The following is a 25,909-nucleotide window of genomic DNA, read 5'->3' on the forward strand; positions in this document are numbered from 1 at the left end:
CCTTGGCGCGCCACACCTGTCTGAAGCAATATTACGTTTTCGTGATCGGATATATTCCAATAGTTGTTAAAAATCTACCCACGGTGCCAGCCCCGTGGCGCAGGGTGGCAGAAACTGGCTTAGCAGGTCGGAAAAGCCCATATTTTTATGGTCAGGCCAAGTCTTCTTCGATAACAAGTTGCGCGGCGGCCAGACGGGCAACCGGCACCCTGAAGGGGGAACAGGACACATAGTCAAACCCAAGATCGCGGCAAAAACGAATCGATTCCGGGTTTCCCCCATGTTCCCCGCAAATCGATAGCGTCAAGTCACTGCGTGCCGCGCGCCCCCGTTCCGCCCCAAGACGCAGCAATTCGCCCACACCGTCCAGGTCCAGCGTATGAAACGGGTCTTCGGGGAAAACGCCCTGATGCACATAATCCGACATGAAACGCCCCGCATCATCGCGCGACAGGCCATAGGTCATTTGCGTCAGGTCATTGGTCCCGAAGGACAGAAAACCGGCATGCAGCGCAATGTCACCGGCGCGCAGCGCGGCGCGCGGGGTTTCCACCATCACCCCCAGCTTATAGTCAAACGTGCCCCCCGACCGCGACCGGACCGCAGCGGCAGCGGCATCAATGCGGGTTTTCACCAACTCCACCTCGCGCATGGCGGACACCAGCGGAATCATGATTTCCGGCACAATATGGGCATTGCGGCGGCTTATCTCGATCGTGGCCTCGAATATGGCGCGCACCTGCATCTCGTAAATCTCGGGGATGGTTATCCCCAGACGCACGCCGCGCATGCCCAACATGGGGTTGAACTCCGACAGCGCCTCGGCGCGGCGGGTGATTTCGGACAGCGGTTTGCCAAGCGCATCGGCCAGAAACCGCAACCCTTCCTTGGAATGCGGCAGGAATTCATGCAAGGGCGGGTCAAACAGCCGGATGCACACGGGCTGACCCTGCATGATTTCGAACAGGTCAATAAAATCCGCGCGTTGCATGGGCAACAACCGTTCCAACGCGTCTGATCGGTCCTCGGGCGTGTCCGCAAAGATCATCTCGCGCATCAATGTCAGGCGGTCATCCTCGAAGAACATGTGCTCGGTGCGGCACAGCCCGATTCCCTGCGCCATGAAATCGCGCGCGATCCGCGCATCGGCAGGCGTGTCGGCATTGGCGCGAATACCAATATCGCGCCGTGCATCAGCCCATGACAAAAGCGTCTGGAACCTGTCATCCAGCGCGGGTTCCAGCAGCGGAACCTCGCCCAGATAAATCTGGCCGCTGGTTCCGTCTACTGTCAGAATATCCCCTTCGGTCAGGGTGCGCCCGCCTGCCGTCAGCGTCTTGCGCCGCGCGTCAATCTGGATACGCGACACCCCCACCACACAAGGCACCCCCAGCCCCCGTCCGATAACAGCGGCATGGCTGGTCATGCCGCCGCGCTCTGTCAAGACAGCACTGGCCGCATGCATGCCGCGAATATCTTCGGGCGTGGTTTCGCGCCGCACCAGAATACACGCCTCGTCGCGCGCGGCGCTGGCCTGTGCAGCCCCCGAACTGAACACCACCCGCCCGATGGCTGCACCGGGGCTGGCCGCGATACCGCGCGCAAATACGTCGGGGCGGCTGCGCGCGTCGACCTGACGGTGCAACAATTCACTTAGCGCCTTGGGGGCAATGCGCATCAGCGCCTCATCGCGCGGAATGATCCCGTCATTGGCCAGATCGACCACGACCCGCACTGCCGCCCGCGAGGACCGCTGCACAGTGATCGCATCCAGCACCCACAGCTTGCCATCATCCAGCGTGAACTCGATCTCCATTTCCTCGCGCAGGCGCTTGCGGGCGTTGCGGCCATGCTCCAGCAATTGCGCAAAAGCCTCTGGGCAGTATTCTTCCAGCGAGGGGCCCCGCGCGTCGCGCGTCAGATACAGCACATTCGCCCCGTTTCGCAGCGCATCCGCGCCATGCTGCCCGTCAGACCTGAACCGCCCCTTCACCTGTGGCAAGCCAGTATCAGTGTCAATGAACCGGATCAGCCCCGCCCCGCTTTTGCCCACACCGACCCCGCCCGCCATGGCTTGCACCACCAGCCCCAGCCCAGCATCGACAGACGCCCCCTTGGCCTGCCGCAGCAGCCGCGCGGATGTGCCTTCCCATGCCCGCGCCATGGAGCGCAGCACATCGGCCAGTTGTTGGGCGGGCGATTGGGGGAAAGGTTCCTCCATCTCGGATTCATAGTCGCGCAGGGCCGCATGCAGCGCGGGCAAGGACGGTTCCCCCGCATCGAACATGTCAGGGTCCAGATGCGCCACATGCGCCGCATAGGATTGCACGAAGCGCAGATAAATCGCCGTCGCCACAGCCTCGCCATGCGACGCGCTGATATGGGCGTGCATCTCGTCATTCATGCCGATATTCAAAATAGCGGCTGGCCCCCCCCATTCCGGGTGCTCCGAGGACGGGCGCACGGACAAAAGCTGCCCCTTGGGGAAATGCCCCAGCAGATGGCGCAGGTTCATCTGCGCACCCGTCGCAATTTCGCGCACCACCGCAAAGGACAGCGCCACAGTTTGCGGCACTGGCATGTCCAGCCGCACCAGCCGTTGCAGGCATTTTGCACGCCAGCCATGGGTCTGGCGCTTGATGGGCGCCGACCCGGTAATTTGCGCGTAATCGGTCAGGGTCAGGTATTTGGGCATAGTCCACCTTCTGGCTGCGCTGCAGCATAGGCCAATGCTGCGCAGACTCAAGGTTTTGTTATCGCCTGTGCGTTTTGGCGCAGCCGTGACGGATGGCAATGCCGCGCCGCGCAGTTTTGGCCTGAAGCAGACGTTGAAGGCATTCCGCAGTGCGGAGCAAAGGCCGCAGGCCGCCGCACTATCGGCGGGCCGTCCCGCGGCCTGCCGATACCTCTCGTGGCGTGCCAGGCGCTTGATGTCAGGAATATGCCGCCGGGATAAACCGCATTCCTATACCGCCGGATCGGCAGACCCCGGCCCGCCGATAGCGCGGGCTTCATCCAAGTGCAAACGTCCCCTTCAGGCCAAAACCACCAGCCTTTTGCGCGCTACCCCTCAACCCGCGTCAGGTCGGCCACTTGCAGGCAGGTGGCGCGAATGCGGTGCAGCAGGTTCAGGCGGTTGCGGCGCAAGATCTGGTTATCAGCATTGATCTGCACTGCCTCAAAAAACGCATCAATCGGCGCGCGCAGGGCGGCCATGGCCTGCATGGCGGCGCCAAAATCTTCTGCCCCCATGGCGGGGGTGATGGCGGCCTCTGCGTGATCAAGGGCTGCAAACAGCGCCTTCTCTTCCGGCGTTTCGGCCAGTTTGGGGTCAGGCCCGAAGGAATATTCCACCCCGTCCTTAGCCTCTTCCTTGGTCAGAATGTTATTCGCGCGCTTGAACCCTTGCAGCAAGTTTTCCCCGTCACTGGTTTTCAGGAACGCGGCCAGCGCTTCCGCGCGTTTGACCAGCAGCGTCAGGTCGTCGTTGTTCGGCGTCGCGCCCTCCGGCGCGCCACCAAGATCACCAAGGCAGGCATCGATCACGTCATGGCGGATGCCCTGCTCGCGGAGGTGGACCTTGAGGCGGTCGTGGAAGAACGCGAGGAGGTCGGATGGCGCGGCTCTAAGCAAAACTTCATACTGTTCAATTTCTTTCTGCTGCTTGACTCGTTCGTCCGCAAGGACAGGTAGCATTTCCTCAGCTTGTCGTCGTGTTCCTGTTAGAAGAGTCCCGCGCCAGTTTGGATCGGCGAGCTTCTCTTCTAGTTGATCAATTTCAGAAATTAGGTTTTTCATCGCCCCGCGCAGAGCATTTAACCAAGGCTGGCGACGAATCCCGTCCTCAAACGAATGTATCAATCCACCTCGTATGCCATTCCCCAACACCAACCGAATAACCCCCAGCGCCGCGCGGCGCAGCGCGTAGGGGTCTTTTGACCCCGTGGGCTTCTCATCAATCGCCCAGAACCCCGTCAGCGTGTCCAGCTTGTCCGCCAAAGCCACCGCGACCGATACCGGCGAAGATGGCACGGCATCCGATGGCCCAAGGGGTTGGTAATGCTCCAGACAAGCGCGCGCTACGCCTTCGGGCAACCCTGCCGCCCGCGCGTAATAACTGCCCATAAGCCCTTGAAGTTCCGGGAATTCCCCCACCATTTCTGACCGCAGGTCGGATTTCACCACGCGCGCCGCCGTTGCGGCCAGTTCCGGGTCGGCCCCCACAAGCGGCGCAATCTCGCGCGCCAGTGCTTCAATGCGAGCCACACGGTCGGCCTGCGTGCCCAGCTTGTTGTGGAAGGTGACCGCCGACAGCCCTGCCCCCATCCCTTCAAGCCCTGCATCATCAATCGCGCGCAAGTCATTGTCCCAAAAGAATTTCGCATCCGACAGCCGCGCTGCCAACACTTTCTGGTTGCCCGCAAGGATTGTCGCGCCACCGTCCACGGTTTCGCGGTTGGCCACAGTCACAAAGCCGGTGATCTGCCCAGATTTGGGGTCGCGCACCGAAAAGAACTTCTGGTGTTCCTTCATCGATGTTTGCAGCACTTCCGGCGGCAGGCCAAGGAATTGCGCGTCAATGCGCCCCATCAGCACCACTGGCCATTCGACCAGCCCCGCCACCTCGGCCAGCAAGCCCCGATCCTCGACCAGTTCCAACCCCGCTGCAAAGGCCATCTGGCTGGCATCATTCCAGATATGGTCTGCGCGTTCCACAGGGTCCAAAATGACGCGGGCGCGCTTTAACTTCGCAGCGTAATCCTCGAAACTTACGACAGAAAATTCATCTGACGCCATGAATCGGTGCCCGCGCGTGCGGTCGCCCGCCACAATCCCGTCTACGTCCAGCGGCACAACCTCCGCGCCTGCATCACCGCTCAGGATACACAGGATGGACTGCAAAGGCCGCACCCAGCGCAAGCTGCCCGCCCCCCAGCGCATGGATTTGGGCCATGGAAAATTGCGGATCGTGTGGTCCAGCACATCGGCCACAATGGCGCTTGCCGCGCGCCCTTCGGTCACGACATGGGCGATATAGACCTGCCCCTTCTTGTCATCGCGGGTTTCCAGATCTTCCAGCCGCAGCCCGGTTGACCGCAAGAACCCCTCGATCGCCTTCTCGGGCGCGCCAACTTTCGGCCCGCGGCGTTCTTCGCGGGTTGTGGGGCTGTGGTCGGTCAGGCCATGCACGGCCAGCGCCAGCCTGCGCGGGGTCGCAAAAGCCTGCGCATCCGAATAAGTCAGCCCGCGTTCTACCAGCCCGTCCGTGACCATCCGCTTCAGCGCGTCGCAAGCACCCGCCTGCATGCGCGCCGGAATTTCCTCGGAGAACAGCTCGATCAGAAGGTCAGCCATGATATGTCTTTCAGCGTTCAGGTGGGGGTGGGCAACCGGGTGGCACCGGGTCGCCGTCAAAATGGGCAAGGCCACAAGGGTTGATTTGTTGCCATGAATAACCGCGCCCGTCCATCATGGCCACAACACGGTCCACCCCGTAGCGAATGTTCGACACGCCCATGACCGCTTGCGCCTGCCCGCTTTCCAGCGCCAGCGTCAGCGCGGCCGCGTCGAAACACCCAAACCAGTCAGGGGCGAACATGGGCGTGGCATTGGCATAGGGCGTCAGCGCACCCGCATCCACATCAATGTCGAAACAGGCGCGGTAACGAATGGGCGAGCTGTCGGAGTCGATGCCCTGAAAATTGCGCACTGCAAAATCCTGCGGGGCCAAGGCGCCCATGGGCGTCAGGTGCACGCTGTCTTGCGCGGGCAATTCGTCGTAGAAGGCGTAGACCTGAAAATACCACACCCCCGCCCCCGCAAGCGCAGTGCTCAGCACCAAAAGGACAACCAGAAAGCGCCCCATCAGGCCACGGCCCCGCCTGCATCTGTCTGGACAAACGCATCTGCGCACAGCTTGGCCAGCGCGCGCACCCGCCCGATATAGGCCTGACGTTCGGTCACGGAAATAACCCCGCGCGCGTCCAGCAGGTTGAACAGATGGCTTGCCTTGATGCATTGGTCATAGGCCGGGTGCACCATGATGATACGCTTGCCGGTGGCGCCATCATCTGGGTCCATGCCCAACAGGCGCGCACATTCGGCCTCGGCATCCTCAAAATGGCGCAGCAACATGTCAGTGGTGGCAGCGTGGAAATTGTGGCGCGAATATTCTTCCTCGGTCTGGCGGAAGATATCACCATATTTCAGCGGGATCGGCGCGTCTGGGGCGTTGAACGGCATGTCCATCACATGATCAACGCCCAGAACATACATTGCCAACCGTTCCAGACCATAGGTCAATTCGCCCGAAACGGGGCGGCAATCATGCCCGCCCACTTGCTGGAAATAGGTAAATTGCGACACTTCCATCCCGTCGCACCACACTTCCCAGCCCAGACCCCAGGCCCCAAGCGTGGGCGATTCCCAGTCATCTTCCACAAAACGGATGTCATGCAGGCTGTCATCAATGCCAATCGCGCGCAGGCTGCCCAGATACAAGTCCTGCAAATCCGGCGGGCTGGGTTTGATGATCACCTGATACTGGTAGTAATGCTGCAAACGGTTGGGGTTTTCGCCATAGCGCCCGTCTGTGGGCCTGCGCGACGGCTGCACATAGGCCGCAGCCCATGCTTTCGTGCCAAGCGCGCGCAATGTCGTGGCCGGGTGAAACGTGCCTGCGCCCACTTCCATATCATAGGGCTGCAGCACCGCGCACCCTTTCGCCGCCCAGTAATTCTGAAGCCGCAGGATAATTTCCTGAAAGCTTTGAGGCTTTTGTGAACTGTTTTCGGTGGTTTCGACCATTGCGGCCCCTTGCCTTGCGCGCGCATTCTCTTAAAGCTGCGTCTCAATAGGCAAGCTGCAGCCAAGGGTCAACGCTTAAACCCCTGCGCGCGGCCAGCACATGAAGAAATGAACGAAGAAGAAAGGTTTTCAGGAATGGTATCAGGATTACGCAACTGCGCCTATTTTGCCGCAACAGTGTCAGTTACCGCGATATTGGGCAGTTGGTCCGCATCCGCACAGGAACAGCGCTGGGTCCAGATCGAAGCGCACCGCGATCTGGATGTCGCGCTTGACGCAGCGCGCAGCTATGACGCGCGCATTGGCACGATCAGCGGGTTCCAGCTGCCCAGCGACTGGTATGCCATTAGCGTGGGCCCTTTCGAGAGTGACACAGACGCATTCGCCGTGCGCCGCCAGTTGCGCGCCGAAGGGGCAATTCCCATTGATGCCTTTGTCAGCAATGGCGCGAATTATCTGGCCCAGGTTTTCCCTCAGGGCGCCAGCACCCTGCCCGCAGCGCAAGACCTGACACTTGCCGAACTCACGCCCGAACCGGACCCTGAACCCGCATCCGAACCAGCACTGGCCCCCGCGCCCGAACCGCAACCAGAACCAGAACCAGAACCAGAACCAGAAGAAACCCTGCGCGAAGCGCAAGCCTCCGAACGGTTGCTGACCCGCGACGACCGTGTTGCGCTGCAAACAGCGCTGCAATGGTTCGGGTTTTACACATTGGGAATTGACGGTGCCATCGGGCCAGGCACACGGCGCTCCATGCAGGCATGGCAGACAGATCAGGGCTTGGACGCCACCGGCGTTCTGACAACGCGCCAGCGCGCGCAACTGCTGCAGGACTGGCAAGGCGAACTGGCCGCGCTTGGCATCGAAACTTGGCGCGACGAAGATGCAGGCATCAGTATTGACCTGCCTATGGCCATGCTGCGCTTTGACCGGCACGAAACCCCGTTTGCCCATTTCGACGAACGCGACAACAGCGGCGTGCGCGCCCTGCTGATCAGCCAGTCAGGCAATAGCGCGACATTGTTCGGCCTGTATGAAATCATGCAAACCCTCGACATCGTCCCGCTGGAAGGCACGCGCGAACGCCGCCAGAACGGGTTCTTGCTGACCGGCCAAAGCGACAGCCTGCGCTCCCATACTGTGGCGCAACTGCGCAACGGCCAGATCAAGGGCTATACCCTGATCTGGACACCCGAGCGCGACGCGCAGATGGCCCGCGTCCTGCCCATGATGGAGACCAGCTTCACCACATTCGGGGCCGCATTGCCCGAAAGCGCCGGACCCGCCAGCCTTGTGCAACGCGGCGACCTGTTATCGGGCCTGACCGTGCGCCGCCCGGAATTTTCGCGTTCGGGCTTTTATGTCGACGCCAATGGCGCAGTCCTCACCAGCGCGGCGGCGGTGGCCAATTGCGGGCGCGTCACTTTGGATGAATCCTATGACGCGCGCGTTGTCGCGCGCGATGATGCTTTGGGTCTGGCAATTCTGAAACCTGAAACCCCACTCGTTCCCCTTGCATTCGCGCAATTCCAGCCAGACGGGCTGCAGCGCGGCAGCACCATCACCATCTCGGGCTTTTCCTTCGAGGATATGCTCACCCGCCCTGTCCTGACCTTTGGCCGTATCGAAGCGCTCAACGGGCTTGACGGCTCTGACGACCTGATCCGCCTGACCGCCACCGTCCAACCCGGCGATCAGGGCGGGCCGGTCTTTGGTGCCACGGGGGCAGTCGTGGGCCTGCTCTCCGCCAACCCACAAGATGACGCGCGACAATTGCCCCCGGAAATCAGCTTTGCCGTGCCATCAGAAGCGATCCGCGCCTTCTTGCGGGCAAACAATATCGCCATTGGCACATCGCGCGAAACAAGCCCCATGCCTGCAGAACAGCTGACCCGGGTTTCAGGGGATGTGACCGTTCTGGTCTCGTGCTGGAACTGATCGCACAGCCTTCATGCCGGAACAGGGCCGCGCCCCGCACCCCGCACCCCGTGCCAGTTTCATTCTGGTAAAAATATCCAAATACGCCCCCCCGGCCCGGCCCGGACCCGAAGGCTGGACCAAACACACCAAGACCAAAAGCGCGCCCGCATCGGCGCGCTTTTTCCCGCCAAGACAGGCATTTTTTGACTGCCCTATGCCCGCCAGAAGCGCGGCAGCAGCAAAACCAGCACTGCCAGCACTTCCAGCCGGCCCAGATACATGCCCAGAATCATCAACCATTTCGCCGTGTGCGAAAACCCGTCTACAGCGCCCGTTTCCCCGACTTCCGGCCCGAAAACAGGGCCAATATTGCAAATCGCAGTCCATGCGGCGGTCAGGGCCGTGCGTGTTTCCAGCCCACTGAGCGCCAGCGCTGTGGCCAGCAGCAGGAAAATTCCTGCAAATGCCGTGAACATCACGATCACGGAATTGATCACGTCCTGTTCCAGCCGCTTGCCCCCCAGCTTGATGGCCATAACGCGGCGGGGGCTGCTTAACTGGCGCATGCGCATCTTGATCGATTCAAACAAAACAAGAAAACGGAACACTTTGATCGAACAGCCTGTGGACGCCGTGCACGCCCCGATGAACCCTACCAGCATGACCACCAGCAGCGGAAAATCCCCCCATGCGCCCACATCTTCGCTGCCATATCCGGTGCCGGTAAACAGCGTGATCACATTGAACAATGTGCCGCGCAGCACGTCCAGCGCGCCCGCATCCGTTGTGGCCAGCCGGTAGGCCACAACGGCCCCCACTGCATAGCCAACCCATCGCAAAAAGGCGCGCACCTGCACATCCTCCCAGATGGCGCGCACCGATCCCCCCATCAACTGGATGAACCGGATAAACGGCAGCCCCGCCAGCACCATGAACACGGCACTGACATATTCCAACGGTCCGACAAACGCCGCGAAGGACGCATCGCGCGTGGAAAAACCGCCTGTCGCAATGGTGGTCAGCCCGTGGTTCAGCGCATCAAACCCCGACATGCCAAACGCCATATAGGCCAGGATCGCAAGCACGGTCAGCCCCAGATAGACCTGCAGCAGCGCCGCCGATATGTCATAGACCCGCGGCATGACCTTTCCCATCGTGTCAAACGCCTCGGACTGGAAATGTTGCATGCCCCCCACGCGCAGAATGGGCAAAAACACCAGCGCCACAACGATAATTCCCAACCCCCCAAGCCATTGCAGGATGGACCGCCACAGCAGCACCCCCGGTGGCATCCCGTCCAGCCCCACAAACACTGTGGTGCCCGTGGTGGTCATGCCTGACATGGCTTCAAAATAGGCATGGGTCACGCTTTGGTGCGGTGCGCCGAACACAAAGGGCAAGGCGCCAAAAGCGGGCAAAACCGCCCAGACGCTGGCGGTCATCAAGAACGATTGCCGCCGCCCCAACCCCTGATCCAGCGCCGAACGGGTGCTAAGTGTCGCAACTGCCCCGATCAGGCATGTCAGAAAAGACGCCTGCGCGAAGCCCTGCCAGTTGTCATTGTCCGCCTGCAAATCCAGCGCAAGCGGCAGCAACATGATTGCGCCAAGCGCAAATGTCAGCAGTCCAACAAGGTGAACGACGGGGCGAATATCCAACATGCAAATGCCATCGCGCCAGCGCGCGCCTGTGTCAAGCGCGAAGCGTCTGCAGGGTGCAGCCGGCCGCAAGGGCCTGCACATCCGCGCGGGTGCATAATTGCGTGCCCGGTGTCATGACCGCCGCCGCCGCAGCTGCAGTTCCTGCCACCAGCGCCTGTGCCATATCCTGCCCCTGCGCCAGTGCCAGCGTGAATGCGCCCGTGAAACTGTCGCCTGCACCAACCTTGCTGGCAACGGCCACTTGCGGCGGGCGGCAATGCAGCGCCAGCCCCGGCCCGGCCAGAACCGACCCATTGGCCCCATGCGCGATACAGATATGCCGTGCCACGCCGCGCGTAACCAGCGCCTGGGCAAATTGCCGCACATCGTCTATATTGCGCAGGGGTTGGCCCGCGTGCAACTCGGCCTCGGCCTGATCCAGCCGCAGCACATGAAGCTGTGCATCCGGATCAGGGGCTTGCATGACCTGCGACAGGGCCGCGCCGGATGTGTCAAGGATCAACCGCCCCGCCCCCAGCGCATGGGCCAGGCGCTGCGCAAACGCCGCCTCCACGCCCGGCGGCTGCGACCCGCTAAGCACCACCAACCCGCGCGCCTGCGCCACTATGTCCTCAAATGCGCGGGCAATATGCGCCTGGGTCCAGCCCTCACCGGGCAATTGCAGGCGGAATTGCTGGCCCTGCGCGTCGGTAATGGCCCAGCTTTGGCGCGTGTCGCCGGGCGCTGCAAAACGGTGGACACGCACGCCCTGCGCCTGCAGCAAGGCGAAATGCCTGTCGCCCGTCGCGCCGCCAAGGGCCACCCATGCGCAACCCTGCCCACCCAGTTCATGGATGGCGCGCGCCACATTTACCCCGCCCCCGCCCGGTTCGAACACCGGGTCAGTCAGGCGCAGTTTTGGCCCCGCGCGCATTTCAGAAACCCGCGCGGACAGGTCCAGCGCGGGGTTCAAGGTAACAGTCAGAATATGTGTTTGCGCCATCATCGGCGCAAACTGCCATTACTGGACTAAACCTGCAAGCCTCCTAGCCTACATGAAACAAGGTACTGAACAGGCGCGGGTCAAGGCTTGCGGCAGCGAAACTGTCACCGCGGGTCAACACGCTGACCGCATCATGGCTGTGCAAACTTTCCTGATGGCTGGCCACAACGCGGAAATCCCCGATACGCGGGTCATTTTCCAGTTGTTTGCAGAAACTGCGCGCGGCATCTTCCACGAAAATGGGGTTTGCAGCGTTCAATTCGGCAAAAGCCTGTTCATCTTCGCGCTTGACCATGACTTGGGTTTCCGTGGGCACGGCCGCGCGGCACAGATCCACAAGATCTTCATACCACAGGGTCGTCCCGTCCAGCACCTGCACAGACACGCGCGCAACAGAGCGCTGCGAATGCGGGGTGGCCAGCTGGCCGCGCGTGGCGCGCGCATGTTCACTAAGTTCCAGCGAACACGGGCAGGTAGAGGAATAGACATAATCCAGATGCATGAACAGGTTACGCACACCGGCATGGTCCACCAGTTCCAGGGCAATGTCGTAATATTGATAACCCGTCAGGTTGGAACGCAGCGACTGCACTTTCATCGGGAATGAAAACCGCATCATGATTCGCGCATCAAAACTTTCCAGATCGGCCTTGTAATCCTCCAGCGCGGCGCGGATCACATCGCTGCTGAAGGTGCGTTCGGCATGGCCGTAGAAGCTGCGCATAATGCGCGACATGTTGATGCCCTTCTTCTCGGCCTCCAGACTGACAGTGCCCGTGACCGAGGTTTCCAGCATCACATCGCCATTGTCGCGGGTGTGGTAGCGAATGGGCAGGCGGAAATTTGAAATGCCCACATGCTGAATGGCCGCTTTCGCGCCCACAATCAGGCTGGCGGGGCCATTTTGCAAATCCGGCAAGCTGGCCTTATAGGCGTCGCTGACACGAAACTGCGCCGGATAATCCCGCGAGAGCACAGGATATTCTGCCGAAGGCAACAACCCTGTTACAGCGGCTTCCATCCGGGCGCGGTCATCTTCTGCGGCGCTGTCAGTAAAACGGCGCAGCAAGTCAAGTGCGGCTTCGGCCTGTTCGCGCGTGGGCGTTTGATCCAGTCCCGGCAGGTGGATATTCATCGTGGCGTCCCTTCCTGTCTGTCGCTTCTTATACATAAGCGTCAGTTTCCTGATTTCCACGAGTATACGCACCAATCATGGGATCGGATCGAAATCAAATTGCGTCCAAGGCACGGCGCAAATCGGCAATCAGGTCTGCGGTCCCTTCCAGCCCCACTGACAGGCGCACCAAGCCCTGTGAAATACCCAGCAAACGCTTCTGATCTTCTGGCAGGCGCTGATGGGTGGTGGTGGCGGGATGTGTGACAATTGACCGCGCATCGCCCAGATTGTTCGAGATAACCGCAATCTGCAGCGCATTCAAAAAGCGGAACGCGGCGTCCTTGCCTGCAGCAATGTCCAGCGCCAGCACAGTGCCGAACCCGTCCATCTGGTTGCGCGCGATGGCATGTTGCGGGTGCTCTGGCAGGCCGGGGAAAATGACACGCGCCAGTCTGGGGTCATCTTTCAGCGCTTCTGCGATGGCTTGGGCACTGGCAGCCTGCGCGCGCACGCGCAAATCCATCGTTGTCAGGCCATTGATCATGATCCACGCATTGAACGGGCTAAGCGCGCCGCCTGTATGTTTCATATAAGGCTCGACTGTGCCGCGGATAAATTCGCGCGTGCCACAGATCACCCCGCCCAGCGCGCGCCCCTGCCCGTCAATATGCTTGGTCGCGGAATAGATCACCACATCCGCGCCCAATTCCACCGCACGGCTGAAGATGGGGGTGGCAAAGACATTGTCCACCACAACCTTGGCGCCCACGCCATGGGCAATTTCAGCAATCGCGCGCAGGTCGACAACTTCCAGCGTGGGGTTGGACACAGTTTCGAAAAACACGGCCCGCGTGTCGGGGCGGATGGCTGCGCGCCATTGATCCAGATCGGTGCCATCCACAAAATCGACCTGCACGCCATAGCGCGTCAGGACTTCTTCCAGAATATACAGGCAGGACCCGAACAGCGCGCGCGATGACACCACATGATCGCCCGCGCGCAACATTGATGTCAGCGCCCCCGACACGGCCGCCATGCCCGATGCCGTGGCAAATGCGTCTTCGGTCCCCTCGATCGCGGCAATCCGGTCTTCGAACACGGCCACAGTGGGGTTGCCGTAACGGGCGTAGATGAATTCGTCGTCGCCGGTTTTCAAAAACCGCTGTTCGGCGGCTTGCGCTGACGGGTAGACAAACCCCTGCGTCAAATAGATCGCTTCGGCCACTTCGCCATATTGGCTGCGCCGCGCGCCTGTATGCACCAGCTTGGTGCGCTTATCCCAATCTTGTGCCATGCTGGCCCCCGACGCAAAGAAAAACCCCCGGACTGTCACAGGCCGGGGGCAAAATTCGCCCTGACCTCTTTAGCGGTTTTTTTAGCGTGGCCCGCAATCCGGTAACAAAGCGCCACGTCAGGGTGATTTAAGGCTTTCGTCGGGGCAGGTCAATCAGGGTTTGCGCGCCTTATGCCACGTTTTCCAGCAATACCTGTGGGTGCACGCCCAGCGCATGGCAGACATCGCGCGTCAGATAGGCACGGTTCAGGGTGTAGAAATGCAAATCTTCGACCCCTTCGGCAATCAGGCGGTCACACATTTCGGTGCAAATCGCGGTGGCAAGCAGGTCTTCACGCCCGTCGCGGGCGGCTTTTTCAAACGCGTCATCCATCCATGCGGGAATGTGGGTATTGCACGCGCTGGCGAATTTGCGAATGCCCGCCCAGTTTTCAATCGGGATAATGCCGGGAATGATCTTGCCGGTAATCCCCTGACGCACGCACTCATCACGGAACCGCAGGAATGTATCGGGTTCAAAGAAAAACTGTGTGATGGCCGAATCCGCGCCTGCCTGAAACTTGCGTTTCAGCCACATCACATCGGCGCGCGCATCGGGCGCGTCGGGGTGGGGTTCGGGATAGGCGCCCACGCGGATTTTGAACTTGCCGGTATTGGCCAATGCCTCGATCAATTCCACGGAGGACCCGAACCCGTCCGCATGCGGGGTAAACCGCGTGGCCCCTTTGGGCGCGTCGCCGCGCAGCGCCACAATTTCCGACACGCCCGCATCTGCGTAAGCGGTCGCAATGTCCAGCGTGTCGGCGCGTGTGGCATCCACACAGGTCAGGTGCGCGGCCACATTCAGCCGGTATTGCGCGCCAATGGTGGTAACCGCTTCATGCGTCAACTGCCGCGTTGTGCCCCCTGCCCCATAGGTGACAGACACGAATTCCGGGGCCAGCGGGGCCAGCATGCGCACGGTTTCCCACAACCGGAAGCTGGCATCCAGCGTTTTGGGCGGGAAGAATTCAAAGGAAATGCGCGGTGTGGTCATAGCAAGATGCTCCGGTTTGTGTTGCCCCCTTGTGCCATGTCTGCGAATGTGAAACCAATTCATTATTCTCAACACCATTATGAACAGGATCGAGGGATGCATATCGAATTCCGGCATCTGCGCACCATCAAGGCCATTCATGATGCAGGCGGGCTGGCGCGTGCCGCCGATCTGCTGAACATGACGCAATCGGCGCTGTCGCATCAGGTCAAGGGGCTGGAAGATCAGGCAGGGGTGGAACTGTTCGTGCGCCGGTCCAAGCCGCTGAAACTGTCGGCAGCAGGCATGAAGATGTTGCGCGCCGCCGAAGACATCCTGCCGCGTGTTGCCGCGCTGGAAGAAGAATTCACCGGGCTGGTCAAGGGGCGGTCGGGGCGGCTGCACATTGCCATAGAATGCCATGCCTGTTTCGACTGGCTGTTTCCCGTGCTGGAGAAATTCCGCAAGGCATGGGGCGATGTTGATGTCGATATCCGCCCCGGTCTGGCGTTTGATGCGCTGCCTGCGCTGAAGCGCGAGGATGTGGATCTTGTCATCTCCTCCGACCCCGAGGATTTGCCGGGCATTACTTTTTTACCCCTGTTCGACTATGAACCCGTGTTCGTGGCCGCCGCCACCCACCGGCTGGCCGCGCAGGATTTTGTGACCGCGCAGGATTTCCGCGATGAAACGCTGATCACCTATCCGGTGGATCGGGGCCGGCTGGATGTGTTTACCCAGCTGCTGACGCCCGCCAAGGTCGAACCCCGCGCCATCCGGCAGGTGGAACTGACCGCCGTTATCCTGCTGCTGGTGGCTTCCGGGCGGGGCGTGGCGGTGCTGCCCGACTGGGTGCTGCGCGATGTGCGCTATCATTCGGACTATGTGACCAAACCCATCACCGAAGCGGGCCTGACACGGCGCCTTTATGCGGCTGTGCGGGTCGAGGATGCGGCAAAACCCTTCATGGCGCATGTTTTGCGGCTGGCACGCACGGAACCGGTGAAATTGCAGCGCGGTTGAGGCTTCACATCTGCGCGCCGCGCGCGTATAGCGCCCCCTGACCCAATCTAGGAGCCGTTCGGATGCAAGGCAGTGCCAACCTTAACCTGATGATCAAAGCCGCGCGCAAGGCGGGCCGCGCCTTGGTCAAGGATTTCCGCGAAGTGGAAAACCTGCAGGTGTCGTCCAGGGCCGCAGCCGATTTTGTGGCCCGCACCACCATTGCCGCCGAACGCATCATCCGCGAGGACCTGTCGGAAGCGCGCCCCAATTACGGCTGGCTGGCCCGCGACAGCGCAGAACTGGACGGCAAGGACCCCACCCGCCGCTGGATTGCCGACCCGCTGGGCGGGGCCGAGAACTTCTTGCATGGCATGCCGCATTGGTCGGTGTCCATTGCGCTGGAATTCAAATCCGAAATTATTGCCGCAGTGGTGTTCGACCCGGCCAAGGATGAATTGTTCGTATCTGAAAAAGGCGCGGGCACGTTCATGAATGACAAACGCCTGCGCGTGTCAAACCGCAACGTGATGTCGGAATGTGTGTTTGCAACCGGCATTCCTTTTGCGGCCAAACGCACGCTGCCCGCCACCTTGCATGATCTGGCGCAGATTATGCCGGCCTGTGCGGGGGTGCGGCAATGGGGCGGGGCGGCGCTGGACATGGCCTATGTGGCGGCGGGGCGGTTTGACGGCTATTGGGAACGCGAATTGCAGCCATGGGACTATAGCGCGGGGCTGTTGCTGGTGCGTGAAGCAGGCGGGTTCACAGCCCCCATCCGCGACGGTGCCGAGATTGCCGAACGCGGCGAAGTGATCGCGGCCAATTCCGGCGTTTTCGACAGTTTCGCCCGCCTGCTGCGCAAACGCCCGGAGTGATCTGACGGCGCAAAGGCCTATCCGACAGATGTGCAAGGCCGGTTACTTATGGCCTTAAGCAGACATTGGGAATACCCCAAGGCGCGGAGCAAAGGCCGCAGGCCGCCGCGCCATCGGCGGGCCGTCCCGCGGCCTGCCGATGACCCAAGGTTACCTCAAGCCTTTGAAGTCAGGAATATTCCGCTTGGATAAAGTGCATTCCTAAAATGTCGGATCGGCAGACCCCGGCCCGCCGACAGCGCGTGCTACATCCAACTGCGAACGTCCCCTTCAGGCCCTCATCCCCCCACAAACCGAATACCTCAACCTGATCGAAACCCTTTCTAGCGCAGCCGCTTGAACAGGCGCATCTGTTCGTAAAGCGATTCCATGCGTTCCAGCCGTTCGCTGGTCTGCGCCCAGTTGCGTTCCTGAATGCGCGCCAACATCGCTTCGACAAGCGCGACAAGCGGCACCACCGTGTCCCAAGCAGACGGCACTTCTATATGGCTGGCAAGGATGTGGCGCGCCACGCTGGCGGCGGGCGATACCCATCTGTCGGTCAGCAAGATAACCTCCACGCCTTGTTCGCTGGCCAGTTCCGCCAATTGCTGGACCGACGGTTCATAGCGCCGAATGTCGAACACCACCAACACATCGCGTTCGGTCATGTCCAGAAGCGCGGGCGGCCAAGTGTTGGGCAGGCTGGACAACAGCGCCACATCCGCGCGCATGACCTTCAGCGCAGTTGCAAAATATTCCGCGATGGACCGTGTCAGCCGCCCGCCCACCATATGCACAGGGCGGGATTTGTCCGACAAAATGCCCGCCGCCTCGTCAAAGCTGGCCAGATCCTGCTGGCGCAAGGTCATATCCACATTTTCGATCACACTTTGGCCAAAGCGATTCAGAATATGGTCCTGCGCCCCCGCCCCTGCCCATTTTTCGTGCTTGGATATGGGCGAGGCCAGTCTTTCGCCCAGATCCTCATGCAGTTGCGCGCGAAATTCAGGGTAGCCCGAGAACCCCAGCTTGCGCACCAGTCGCACCACGGTCGGCCCCGACACTTCGGCGGCGCGCGCCACATCGGACACGCTGCCCAGAACGGAAACCGGAAAATTCCCAAGCATATAGGCCGCAAGCTGGCGTTCGGCGCGCGTCAGGTCGGGCATGGCGCCGCGCAACCGCGCTTCCAGCGTATCCACAGGTTTCATGCCAGCCCCCTTGCATTGAAAGAACCGCACACAAGTCTGTAATGTTTGTTACAAAAACGCAATGCAAGAAAAAGTCTTGACGAAATCAATCTGAATGCGGCAGGTTCGGACAGGTTACCACACTGGACTTGCCCTGATGTCACATCCTGCCCCTGCACCATTGACCACCACCGCGCCGCCTGTGACGGGCGACTGGGCGGGCAGCTGTGAAGCATGGAACAGCACGGGCAGTGTGCCCGCCGACAGCGCGGCCCCGCAGGTGTTGCTGATTTGTGAACATGCCTCGAATGCGGCGGCGCCACCATGGGCGCATTTTGACGACAGCCCCGAACAAATGGCCGCACATGTGGCCAGCGACCCCGGCGCATTGGGCCTGGCGCGCGCGCTGGGGCAATTGCTGGGCCAGTCCATGGGGGCGGCCGAATTGGTGCATGCCCCCCTGTCACGGCTGATTTATGACCTGAACCGCAGCCCCGACCGCATGGACGCCATGCCCGCACAGTCCGAGGCATTCCACATCCCCCAGAATCAGGGGCTGGATGCTGGCCAGCGCATGGCGCGGATGGACGCGCTGTATCTGCCATTTCACAACCATGTCCGCGCGCGCATCGCCCGCGCGCTGGTGCTGGGCGCGCGGCCCTGCATTGTGACCATCCATTCCTTTACGCCCATCTGGCACGGCCAGCCCCGCGAGGTGGAATTCGGGATCATCCATGATGATGCACCCGAATTTGCGCATGCCATTCTGGCACATTCCACAAGCACCGGTCTGGCAACACGCCTGAACGAACCCTACAGCGCGGCAGACCATGTTACCCATACGCTGCGCCTGCATGCCCTGCCCTATTTCCTGCCAAATGCCATGCTGGAATTGCGCAATGACCTGATTGCAAGCCCCGCACAGCAAACCGATATTGCCACCCGGCTGGCCCCTGTCATTGCCCGCGCAATCGCCAGCCTGAAGGACCGCCCATGCCCGCAATCCTGATCACCTATGTCCGCTGGGTCGAGGCGCTGAATTACCGCGTTGGCCGTCTGGCCATGTGGGGGCTGTTTGCGCTGATGGCAGTGCTGATGTGGGGCGCCGTTGCGCGCGCGGGATTCACCCCGCAAATCTGGACGGATGAGATGGCGCAATTTCTGCTGCTGGGCTATTTCATGCTGGGGGGCGCATATTCACTGCAATTGGGCTCGGCGGTGCGGATGGACCTTCTGTATACGCGCTGGTCGGACCGCACCAAGGCCATGGTCGACGCGATCACCATTTTCACGCTGTTGATCTATCTGGGCGTGTTGTTATGGGGCGGAATTGAAAGCACGCAATACGCGCTGGAATATGGCGAGCGCCGCCGCGGGCTGTGGCGGCCCTACATGGCCCCCATAAAGATTGTCATGTGCCTAGGGATTGTTCTGATGATCCTGCAATGCACAGCGTTTCTGATCCGCGATATTGCCAAACTCAGGGGCAAGGACATCTGATGTCGTATGAAATGATTGCAGCGCTGATGTTCGGGTCCATGCTGGTGGTCATGCTGACCGGCCAGCGCATGTTTGGCGTCATTGGATTTGTCGCGGTGGTGGCCGCTGTGTGGCTGTGGGGCGACCGGGGCGGGCATGATCTGGCCTTTGCGCAGACTATCAAACTGATGAACTGGTTTCCGCTGATGACCCTGCCGATGTTTATTTTCATGGGCTATGTGCTGTCGGAAAGCAAACTGGCGGATGATCTGTATCGCATGTTCCATGTCTGGTTCGGCCCTGTGCCCGGCGGGCTGGCAATTGGCACGATTGTGTTGATGGTGCTGATTTCGGCCATGAACGGGCTAAGCGTGGCGGGTATGGCAATCGGGGCCACAATCGCGCTGCCGGAATTGCTGAAACGCAATTACGACAAGCGCATGGTCACGGGCGTTATTCAGGCTGGCTCCAGCCTTGGGATACTGGTGCCGCCTTCGGTGGTTCTGGTGCTGTATGCCATGATCGCACGCCAGCCGGTGGGGCAATTATGGATGGCGGGGTTGCTGCCGGGGCTGATGCTGGCGGGGCTGTTTATCCTGTATATCTGGATACGCTGCAAGATAAACCCCGCCCTTGGCCCGACCATTGACCCTGACGAACTGGCGCGGGTGACGCGCGCGGAAAAATACCGCCTGCTGCTGGCGGGGCTGATGCCGCTGGGTATTTTCGCGGTCATGATGGTGCCGTTTGTGCTGGGCTATACGCGGCTGGTGGAAAGTTCGGTCGTGGGGGCGGTGGCGGCGCTGGCCGTGTCCCTGGCCAAGGGCCGCATGAGCTGGAACGTGCTGGAACGCTGCACGCGCAAGACGCTGGCCATTTCATGCATGTTCTTGTGGATCATCCTTGCCGCACTTGCGTTTGGCGCGGTGTTTGACGGGCTGCGCGCGGTGGATTTCGTGCGTGCGCTGTTCATGGAGAACCTGGGCCTGGGGCGCTGGGAAATCCTGATCCTGATGCAGATTTCCTTTATCCTGATGGGTATGTTTCTGGATGATACCGCCATGCTGGTGATTGTCGCGCCGCTATATGTGCCCATTGTGCGCATGCTGGAATTCGATCTGATCTGGTATGGGGTGCTGTATACGATCACTTGCCAGATCGCCTATATGACGCCGCCATTTGGCTATAACCTGTTCCTGATGCGGGCCATGGCGCCCAAGGAAGTGTCGCTGATTGATATCTACCGCTCTATCGTGCCCTTTGTGGGGGTGATGGTCATTGGCCTTGCGCTGGTGATGGCCTTTCCACAGATCGCGCTGTGGCTGCCCGGTGTGGTATTTCCCTGAATACACCAAGAAGGTGCGGATAACGCGCCCGACCAACTGAACCCCAAGACAGGAAGGAAAACCCATGACAACGACAAGACGCAAGTTTCTGACCACCAGCGCATTGGGCGGTGCCGCCACATTGGCCGCCCCCGCCGTGCGCGCGCAATCCACCATCCGCTGGCGGTTGCAAACCTATGCGGGCGCGGCCCTTGGCGCACAGGTGGCCAAACCCGCGATTGACATGTTCAACGCCATCGCGGGCGATGAAATGCAGATTGACCTGTTCTATGCCGACCAGCTGGTGCCCACGGAAGAACTGTTCCAGGCCATGCAGCGCGGCACAATCGACGCGGTGCAATCAGATGATGACAGCATGGCGTCGCCCACCGAAGTGACTGTGTTTGGGGGCTATTTCCCCTTTGCCAGCCGCTACAGCCTGGATGTGCCCGCGCTGTTCAATGACTGGGGCCTGAATGAAATCTGGGCCGAGGAATATGAAAAGGTGGGCGTCAAGCACATCTCGGCAGGGTCCTGGGACCCGTGCCATTTCATCACCTCCTCGCCCATCACATCGCTGGACGACCTGCAAGGAAAGCGGGTGTTCACCTTCCCCACTGCAGGGCGGTTCCTGTCGCAATTCGGGGTCGTGCCGGTCAGCGTGCCATGGGAAGATGTGGAAATTGCGTTGCAAACCCGCGAAATTGACGGCGTGGCATGGTGCGGGATCACGGAAGCCTATGAAGTGGGCTGGGCCGATATTTGCAGCCATTTCCTGACCAACAACATTTCCGGTGCGTGGATCGGGCATTTCTTTGCCAATATGGACCGCTGGAACGAATTGCCCGAACATTTGCGCAACCTGATGGCCACCTGTTTCGAGCAATCACATTACTACCGCCAGCATTGGTACTGGGCCGGCGAAGCGCGGCTGCGCACCGAGGGCACGAAACTGGAGCTGACATCGATTCCTGATGCGGAATGGGGCACAGTTGAAGGGGCCGCGCGCGATTTCTGGGAAGAAATCGCCGCCGAATCCGACACCAAGCGCCGCGTGGTCGAGGTGTTCCGCGCTTATAACGCCGCAATGGACAAGGCCGGTCGCCCGTATCGCTACAGCTAGGGCGGGTTTGACCGGAAAAAGGCGGGGGGCTGTCTGCCCCCCGCACCCCCCGAGGATATTTTTACCAGAATGAATGCGGATAAACCCGCGCGCTGGAAGTGGTAGGAGGACAGGCTTATGGGCGCTGGAATGACATTGCAGGACCTGCAACAGGCGTTTGATGCGGGCGAGATTGATACAGTGTTGGTGGCGGCCCCCGATATGCAAGGCCGCCTGATGGGCAAGCGGTTCCATGCCGCGCATTTTCTGGCATCGGGATATGAGGAAACGCATTGCTGCAATTACCTGCTGGCCACGGATATGGAGATGCTGACGGTCGAGGGGTATGAGTCAACCAGTTGGGCGAAGGGATACGGGGATTATACCATGAAGCCCGATCTGGCCACGCTGCGGCGCCTGCCATGGCTGGAGGGAACGGCGCTGGTGCTGTGCGATCTGGTGGACCATCACAGCCATGAGGAGATCAGCATTTCGCCACGCGCGATATTGAAGCGCCAGATCGCGCGGGCGCGCGCGCTGGGCTATGAGGCGATGGCTGCGACGGAGCTGGAGTTTTATATTTTCGAGCAAAGCTATGAGGCGTTGCGCGATGCGGGCACCGAGAGCCTGACGCCGATTTCGGCTTATAACGAGGATTACCATCTGTTCCAGACCACCAAGGAAGAGCCGCTGATGCGCGCGCTGCGCAATGGTCTGTATGGTGCGGGTATTCCGGTGGAGAATTCCAAGGGCGAGGCCGAGGCCGGTCAGGCGGAAATCAACATCCGTTATGCCGATATGCTGACCACAGCCGATTATCATGTGATCACCAAGCAGGCGACCAAGGAAATTGCCCATTCTTTGGGAAAATCCGTGACCTTTATGGCGAAATATGACCACCGGCGCGCGGGATCATCAAGCCATGTGCACCAGTCGTTGTGGACACCCGCGGGGGAGGCGGCCTTCATGGACCGCGATGCCGAATATGGCATGTCGGCGCTGATGCGCCAGTATATGGCCGGACAACTGGCCCATGCGCGCGAGATCACGGCGTTTCTGGCCCCCAATGTGAACAGTTACAAGCGGTTCTGCACTGGCATGTTTGCCCCCACCAAGGCAGTATGGTCGCTGGACAACCGCACGGCGGGCTTCCGTGTGTGCGGGGATGGCACGAAGGCCGTGCGGGTGGAATGCCGCATTGGGGGCGCCGACCTGAACCCCTATCTGGCCTGTGCGGCGCTGTTGGCGGCGGGGCTTGCGGGGATCGAGGAAGGCATGGCGCTGGAACCGGAATTGCGCGGGGATATGTATGGCGCGCGCGAGGCGCGCGAGATACCCAAGACCCTGCGCGAGGCCGCCGACCTGCTGGAGGGGTCGAAGATGTTGCGTGCGGCCTTGGGCGATGATGTCGTGACGCATTACGCCCATGCCGCCCGATGGGAAATTGCAGAACATGACCGCGTGGTGACAGATTGGGAACGCAGGCGGTTGCTGGAACGGGGATGAGCCGGCGCCAGCGTCATGTTTGAGTATTTTTGGCAAGATGAAGCCTGCAGCACCGGGGTGCGGGGCAGAAAACAGGAGCAAGGATGTCTACGATCAAGCTGATCTCGCCTGTGGATGGGTCGGTTCATGCCGAGCGTGCGGTTTTGTCGCCGGGCGACGCGCGGGCCGCTGTTGCGCGCGCGCGCGCCGCGCAGAAGGACTGGGCGCTGCGCCCGCTGCAAGAGCGTAGTGATCTGGTTATGGCGGGCATTGCCGCGCTGGAGGGGATGAACACGCAGATTGTGCCAGAACTGGCCTGGCAGATGGGCCGCCCTGTGCGCTATGGGGGCGAAATGGGCGGGGTGCGCGAACGCGCGGCCTATATGGCGCAGATTGCCGCAGAGGCGCTGGCCGATGATGTGATTGAAGACAGCGACACTGTGGCGCGCGTTCTGGCGCGTGAGCCGCATGGTGTGGTGTTCGTCATTGCGCCATGGAATTACCCGTTCCTGACGGCAGTGAACACAGTTGTTCCTGCGCTGATTGCGGGAAATGCAGTTGTGCTGAAACATGCCAGTCAGACATTGCTGGCGGGCGAGCGGCTGGCGCAGGCCATGCATGCGGGCGGGGTGCCGCAAGATGTGTTCCAGAATGTGGTTCTGGACCATGCGACAACTGAGGCTTTGATCGGTGAGCGCGCCTTCGGGTTTGTGAATTTCACCGGATCCGTGGGCGGCGGTCAGGCGATTGAGCGCGCGGCGGCAGGCACATTCACGGGTGTCGGGCTGGAGTTGGGGGGCAAGGACCCGGGCTACGTGCGCGAAGATGCTGATCTGGAGGCTGCCGTGGAGGGGCTGATGGATGGCGCGATGTTCAATTCCGGCCAGTGTTGCTGCGGGATTGAGCGGATTTATGTGCATGAAAGCCTGTATGAGGCGTTCATTGAGAAGGCCGTGGATTGGGTGAGCGGCCAGAAGCTGGGCAACCCGCTGGAACCCGACACCACCATGGGCCCGATGGCGCATGTGCGTTTCGCGGCCACAGTGCGCAGCCAGATTGCGGATGCGGTGGCGGCGGGGGCGCGGGCGCTGATTGACCCTGCCCTGTTCCCTGCGGATGATGGCGGGGCTTATCTGGCGCCGCAGATTCTGGTTGATGTGGACCATTCCATGCGTGTCATGCAGGAAGAAAGCTTCGGTCCGGTGGTGGGCATCATGCCGGTAAAAGATGATGCGCAGGCAGTGGCGTTGATGAACGATTCCCCCTATGGGCTGACGGCATCGGTCTGGACCCGCGACACGCAGGCCGCGCGCGCCATCGGGGCGCAGCTGGACACTGGCACCATATTGATGAACCGCTGCGATTATCTGGACCCGGCCCTGTGCTGGTCGGGCTGCAAGGACACGGGGCGCGGGGCGGCCTTGTCGAAACTGGGCTATCTGGCGCTGACGCGGTCCAAATCCTACCATCTGAAAAAGGTCTGAGACATGTCATTTTCGGCAAACTGGAGCTATCCGACAGCAATAAAATTTGGCGTGGGCCGGATTTCGGAACTCGCGCAGCATTGCACCGCAGCGGGCATGAAGCGCCCGCTGCTGGTCACCGACAAGGCGCTGGCAGCGCTGCCCATCACGGCGCAGGCGCTGGATGTGCTGGATGCCGCAGGTTTGGGCCGGGCCATGTTCTCGGACGTGGACCCGAACCCCACAGAGGCCAATATGACCGCTGGTCTGGACGTCTACCGCGCAGGCGGGCATGACGGGGTTGTGGCCTTCGGGGGCGGTTCGGCGCTGGATCTGGGCAAGATGATTGCGCTGATGGTGGAGCAGCCGGTCAGTGTGTGGGATCTGGAAGATATTGGCGATTGGTGGACGCGGGCCAACCCTGACACCATTGCACCCATCATTGCAGTGCCCACCACTGCGGGCACCGGGTCCGAAGTGGGGCGCGCGGGCGTTCTGACCGACAGTGCCACGCACCGCAAGAAGATTATTTTCCACCCCAAACTGATGCCCGCCGTCACCATTTGCGACCCTGCGCTGACTGTGGGCATGCCAGCCTTTATCACGGCGGGCACCGGCATGGACGCGCTGGCGCATTGTCTGGAAGCCTATTGCAGCCCGCATTACCACCCCATGTCCCAAGGGATTGCGCTGGAAGGCATGCGGCTGGTGTTTGAAAACCTGCCCCGCGTTTATGCCACCCCTGAGGACCTGGAGGGGCGCGCGAATATGATGTCCGCCGCCGCGATGGGCGCTGTGGCCTTCCAGAAAGGGTTGGGCGCGATCCATTCGCTTAGCCATCCTGTGGGCGCGATCTACAACACCCATCACGGCACCACCAATGCCGTGGTCATGCCGATGGTGCTGGATTTCAACCGCCCGGCCATTGAGGACCGGATTGTGCGCGCAGCCGCCTATCTGGGGATTGATGGCGGGTTTGAGGGGTTTGGCGCCCGCATCATGGAGCTGCGCGCCGCGCTGTCCATTCCCGAAAGCCTGTCAGCCATGGGGGTGGACCCTGCACGGCTGGATGAAATGACGGATATGGCGCTGCTGGACCCGTCTTGCGGGGGCAATCCGGTGACCATGACGCGCGAGAATACGCGCGCGCTGTATGACGCCTGCATGTAAGTTCAGCGACTGGCCCGACAGGTTCGGGCCAGTC

20 protein-coding genes and 1 riboswitch are annotated in these 25,909 nt (G+C 61.0%); of the genes, 10 read left to right on the forward strand and 10 right to left on the reverse strand.

Going from position 1 to position 25,909, the window contains the following annotated elements; genetic code table 11:
* Positions 1-151: 151 nt before the first annotated feature.
* From ACTZWY_RS03435 to ACTZWY_RS03450, 4 genes are all read right to left on the reverse strand, one after another.
* Positions 152-2,695 (reverse strand): putative PEP-binding protein, encoded by a 2,544-nt coding sequence (locus tag ACTZWY_RS03435; protein ID WP_444789280.1) that lies wholly within the window; start codon positions 2,693-2,695, stop codon positions 152-154.
* A 368-nt stretch (positions 2,696-3,063) separates the two neighbouring features.
* A complete protein-coding gene (glyS, locus tag ACTZWY_RS03440) occupies positions 3,064-5,355 on the reverse strand; it encodes a glycine--tRNA ligase subunit beta (RefSeq protein ID WP_444789281.1) in 2,292 nt (763 codons plus the stop codon).
* A 10-nt stretch (positions 5,356-5,365) separates the two neighbouring features.
* Entirely contained in the window at positions 5,366-5,866 is a 501-nt protein-coding gene (locus tag ACTZWY_RS03445) for a DUF6446 family protein (protein WP_444789282.1), read from the reverse strand.
* Positions 5,866-6,807, reverse strand: coding sequence for a glycine--tRNA ligase subunit alpha (locus ACTZWY_RS03450; protein WP_444789283.1), 942 nt, complete (start codon positions 6,805-6,807; stop codon positions 5,866-5,868). The genes ACTZWY_RS03445 and ACTZWY_RS03450 overlap by 1 nt, the downstream gene beginning before the upstream one ends.
* Before the next feature lie 135 nt (positions 6,808-6,942).
* Here ACTZWY_RS03450 and ACTZWY_RS03455 point away from each other — a divergent pair, with 135 nt between their 5' ends.
* Positions 6,943-8,748: a serine protease gene (locus ACTZWY_RS03455; RefSeq protein ID WP_444789284.1), complete on the forward strand. Its 1,806-nt coding sequence runs from the start codon at positions 6,943-6,945 to the stop codon at positions 8,746-8,748.
* 194 nt (positions 8,749-8,942) lie between these two features.
* Here the strand turns inward: ACTZWY_RS03455 and ACTZWY_RS03460 are convergent, their stop codons facing one another.
* The 5 genes from ACTZWY_RS03460 to metF all read right to left on the reverse strand — a co-directional run bounded on the left by ACTZWY_RS03460 (position 8,943) and on the right by metF (position 14,820).
* The gene (locus ACTZWY_RS03460) at positions 8,943-10,391 is read right to left on the reverse strand and encodes a TrkH family potassium uptake protein (protein WP_444789285.1); all 1,449 of its coding nucleotides are present in this window, start codon (positions 10,389-10,391) and stop codon (positions 8,943-8,945) included.
* A gap of 31 nt (positions 10,392-10,422) precedes the next feature.
* The gene (locus ACTZWY_RS03465) at positions 10,423-11,376 is read right to left on the reverse strand and encodes a 1-phosphofructokinase family hexose kinase (RefSeq protein ID WP_444789286.1); all 954 of its coding nucleotides are present in this window, start codon (positions 11,374-11,376) and stop codon (positions 10,423-10,425) included.
* 40 nt (positions 11,377-11,416) lie between these two features.
* Entirely contained in the window at positions 11,417-12,508 is a 1,092-nt protein-coding gene (gene folE2, locus ACTZWY_RS03470; protein ID WP_444789378.1) for a GTP cyclohydrolase FolE2, read from the reverse strand.
* Between the two features lie 94 nt (positions 12,509-12,602).
* A complete protein-coding gene (metZ, locus tag ACTZWY_RS03475) occupies positions 12,603-13,784 on the reverse strand; it encodes an O-succinylhomoserine sulfhydrylase (RefSeq protein ID WP_444789287.1) in 1,182 nt (393 codons plus the stop codon).
* 48 nt (positions 13,785-13,832) lie between these two features.
* A riboswitch (SAM riboswitch) is annotated at positions 13,833-13,910 on the reverse strand.
* A gap of 43 nt (positions 13,911-13,953) precedes the next feature.
* Positions 13,954-14,820, reverse strand: coding sequence for a methylenetetrahydrofolate reductase [NAD(P)H] (metF, locus tag ACTZWY_RS03480; RefSeq protein WP_444789288.1), 867 nt, complete (start codon positions 14,818-14,820; stop codon positions 13,954-13,956).
* Between the two features lie 96 nt (positions 14,821-14,916).
* On the opposite strand from metF, the gene ACTZWY_RS03485 reads away from it, so the two are divergent.
* Entirely contained in the window at positions 14,917-15,822 is a 906-nt protein-coding gene (locus ACTZWY_RS03485) for a LysR family transcriptional regulator (protein WP_444789289.1), read from the forward strand.
* Positions 15,823-15,884: 62 nt separating this feature from the next.
* Positions 15,885-16,679 carry an inositol monophosphatase family protein gene (locus tag ACTZWY_RS03490; RefSeq protein WP_444789290.1) on the forward strand — a complete coding sequence of 265 codons (795 nt, stop codon included), beginning with the start codon at positions 15,885-15,887 and terminating at the stop codon, positions 16,677-16,679.
* Between the two features lie 323 nt (positions 16,680-17,002).
* Here the strand turns inward: ACTZWY_RS03490 and ACTZWY_RS03495 are convergent, their stop codons facing one another.
* Entirely contained in the window at positions 17,003-17,872 is an 870-nt protein-coding gene (locus ACTZWY_RS03495) for a MurR/RpiR family transcriptional regulator (RefSeq protein WP_444789291.1), read from the reverse strand.
* Between the two features lie 136 nt (positions 17,873-18,008).
* On the opposite strand from ACTZWY_RS03495, the gene ACTZWY_RS03500 reads away from it, so the two are divergent.
* The 7 genes from ACTZWY_RS03500 to ACTZWY_RS03530 all read left to right on the forward strand — a co-directional run bounded on the left by ACTZWY_RS03500 (position 18,009) and on the right by ACTZWY_RS03530 (position 25,875).
* On the forward strand, positions 18,009-18,860 hold the full coding sequence (locus tag ACTZWY_RS03500) for an N-formylglutamate amidohydrolase (RefSeq protein WP_444789292.1): 852 nt from the start codon (positions 18,009-18,011) through the stop codon (positions 18,858-18,860).
* Positions 18,845-19,351, forward strand: a complete 507-nt coding sequence (locus tag ACTZWY_RS03505) for a TRAP transporter small permease subunit (protein ID WP_444789293.1) — start codon at positions 18,845-18,847, stop codon at positions 19,349-19,351. The genes ACTZWY_RS03500 and ACTZWY_RS03505 overlap by 16 nt, the downstream gene beginning before the upstream one ends.
* The gene (locus ACTZWY_RS03510) at positions 19,351-20,676 is read left to right on the forward strand and encodes a TRAP transporter large permease (protein WP_444789294.1); all 1,326 of its coding nucleotides are present in this window, start codon (positions 19,351-19,353) and stop codon (positions 20,674-20,676) included. Before ACTZWY_RS03505 ends, ACTZWY_RS03510 begins: the two co-directional genes overlap by 1 nt.
* Before the next feature lie 64 nt (positions 20,677-20,740).
* Positions 20,741-21,778, forward strand: coding sequence for a TRAP transporter substrate-binding protein (locus ACTZWY_RS03515; protein ID WP_444789295.1), 1,038 nt, complete (start codon positions 20,741-20,743; stop codon positions 21,776-21,778).
* Positions 21,779-21,895: 117 nt separating this feature from the next.
* Positions 21,896-23,263 carry a glutamine synthetase family protein gene (locus ACTZWY_RS03520; RefSeq protein WP_444789296.1) on the forward strand — a complete coding sequence of 456 codons (1,368 nt, stop codon included), beginning with the start codon at positions 21,896-21,898 and terminating at the stop codon, positions 23,261-23,263.
* Positions 23,264-23,346: 83 nt separating this feature from the next.
* On the forward strand, positions 23,347-24,726 hold the full coding sequence (locus tag ACTZWY_RS03525; protein ID WP_444789297.1) for an aldehyde dehydrogenase family protein: 1,380 nt from the start codon (positions 23,347-23,349) through the stop codon (positions 24,724-24,726).
* 3 nt (positions 24,727-24,729) lie between these two features.
* Positions 24,730-25,875, forward strand: coding sequence for an iron-containing alcohol dehydrogenase (locus ACTZWY_RS03530; RefSeq protein WP_444789298.1), 1,146 nt, complete (start codon positions 24,730-24,732; stop codon positions 25,873-25,875).
* Positions 25,876-25,909: the final 34 nt, after the last annotated feature.

The organism is Roseinatronobacter sp. NSM (genome assembly GCF_052379845.1).
GTDB lineage: Bacteria > Pseudomonadota > Alphaproteobacteria > Rhodobacterales > Rhodobacteraceae > Roseinatronobacter.

What these genes read in the sequence shown, in the direction of transcription:
- folE2 (WP_444789378.1), bottom strand. Translation starts at nt 12,508, where the DNA reads ATGAATATCCACCTGCCGGGACTGGATCAAACGCCCACGCGCGAACAG.
- ACTZWY_RS03495 (WP_444789291.1), bottom strand. Translation starts at nt 17,872, where the DNA reads ATGAAACCTGTGGATACGCTGGAAGCGCGGTTGCGCGGCGCCATGCCC.
- ACTZWY_RS03530 (WP_444789298.1), top strand. Translation starts at nt 24,730, where the DNA reads ATGTCATTTTCGGCAAACTGGAGCTATCCGACAGCAATAAAATTTGGC.
- ACTZWY_RS03455 (WP_444789284.1), top strand. Translation starts at nt 6,943, where the DNA reads ATGGTATCAGGATTACGCAACTGCGCCTATTTTGCCGCAACAGTGTCA.
- metF (WP_444789288.1), bottom strand. Translation starts at nt 14,820, where the DNA reads ATGACCACACCGCGCATTTCCTTTGAATTCTTCCCGCCCAAAACGCTG.
- ACTZWY_RS03520 (WP_444789296.1), top strand. Translation starts at nt 21,896, where the DNA reads ATGGGCGCTGGAATGACATTGCAGGACCTGCAACAGGCGTTTGATGCG.
- ACTZWY_RS03460 (WP_444789285.1), bottom strand. Translation starts at nt 10,391, where the DNA reads ATGTTGGATATTCGCCCCGTCGTTCACCTTGTTGGACTGCTGACATTT.
- ACTZWY_RS03525 (WP_444789297.1), top strand. Translation starts at nt 23,347, where the DNA reads ATGTCTACGATCAAGCTGATCTCGCCTGTGGATGGGTCGGTTCATGCC.
- ACTZWY_RS03500 (WP_444789292.1), top strand. Translation starts at nt 18,009, where the DNA reads ATGTCACATCCTGCCCCTGCACCATTGACCACCACCGCGCCGCCTGTG.
- ACTZWY_RS03485 (WP_444789289.1), top strand. Translation starts at nt 14,917, where the DNA reads ATGCATATCGAATTCCGGCATCTGCGCACCATCAAGGCCATTCATGAT.
- ACTZWY_RS03465 (WP_444789286.1), bottom strand. Translation starts at nt 11,376, where the DNA reads ATGATGGCGCAAACACATATTCTGACTGTTACCTTGAACCCCGCGCTG.
- ACTZWY_RS03515 (WP_444789295.1), top strand. Translation starts at nt 20,741, where the DNA reads ATGACAACGACAAGACGCAAGTTTCTGACCACCAGCGCATTGGGCGGT.
- ACTZWY_RS03435 (WP_444789280.1), bottom strand. Translation starts at nt 2,695, where the DNA reads ATGCCCAAATACCTGACCCTGACCGATTACGCGCAAATTACCGGGTCG.
- ACTZWY_RS03510 (WP_444789294.1), top strand. Translation starts at nt 19,351, where the DNA reads ATGTCGTATGAAATGATTGCAGCGCTGATGTTCGGGTCCATGCTGGTG.
- ACTZWY_RS03490 (WP_444789290.1), top strand. Translation starts at nt 15,885, where the DNA reads ATGCAAGGCAGTGCCAACCTTAACCTGATGATCAAAGCCGCGCGCAAG.
- ACTZWY_RS03505 (WP_444789293.1), top strand. Translation starts at nt 18,845, where the DNA reads ATGCCCGCAATCCTGATCACCTATGTCCGCTGGGTCGAGGCGCTGAAT.
- metZ (WP_444789287.1), bottom strand. Translation starts at nt 13,784, where the DNA reads ATGGCACAAGATTGGGATAAGCGCACCAAGCTGGTGCATACAGGCGCG.
- glyS (WP_444789281.1), bottom strand. Translation starts at nt 5,355, where the DNA reads ATGGCTGACCTTCTGATCGAGCTGTTCTCCGAGGAAATTCCGGCGCGC.
- ACTZWY_RS03445 (WP_444789282.1), bottom strand. Translation starts at nt 5,866, where the DNA reads ATGGGGCGCTTTCTGGTTGTCCTTTTGGTGCTGAGCACTGCGCTTGCG.
- ACTZWY_RS03450 (WP_444789283.1), bottom strand. Translation starts at nt 6,807, where the DNA reads ATGGTCGAAACCACCGAAAACAGTTCACAAAAGCCTCAAAGCTTTCAG.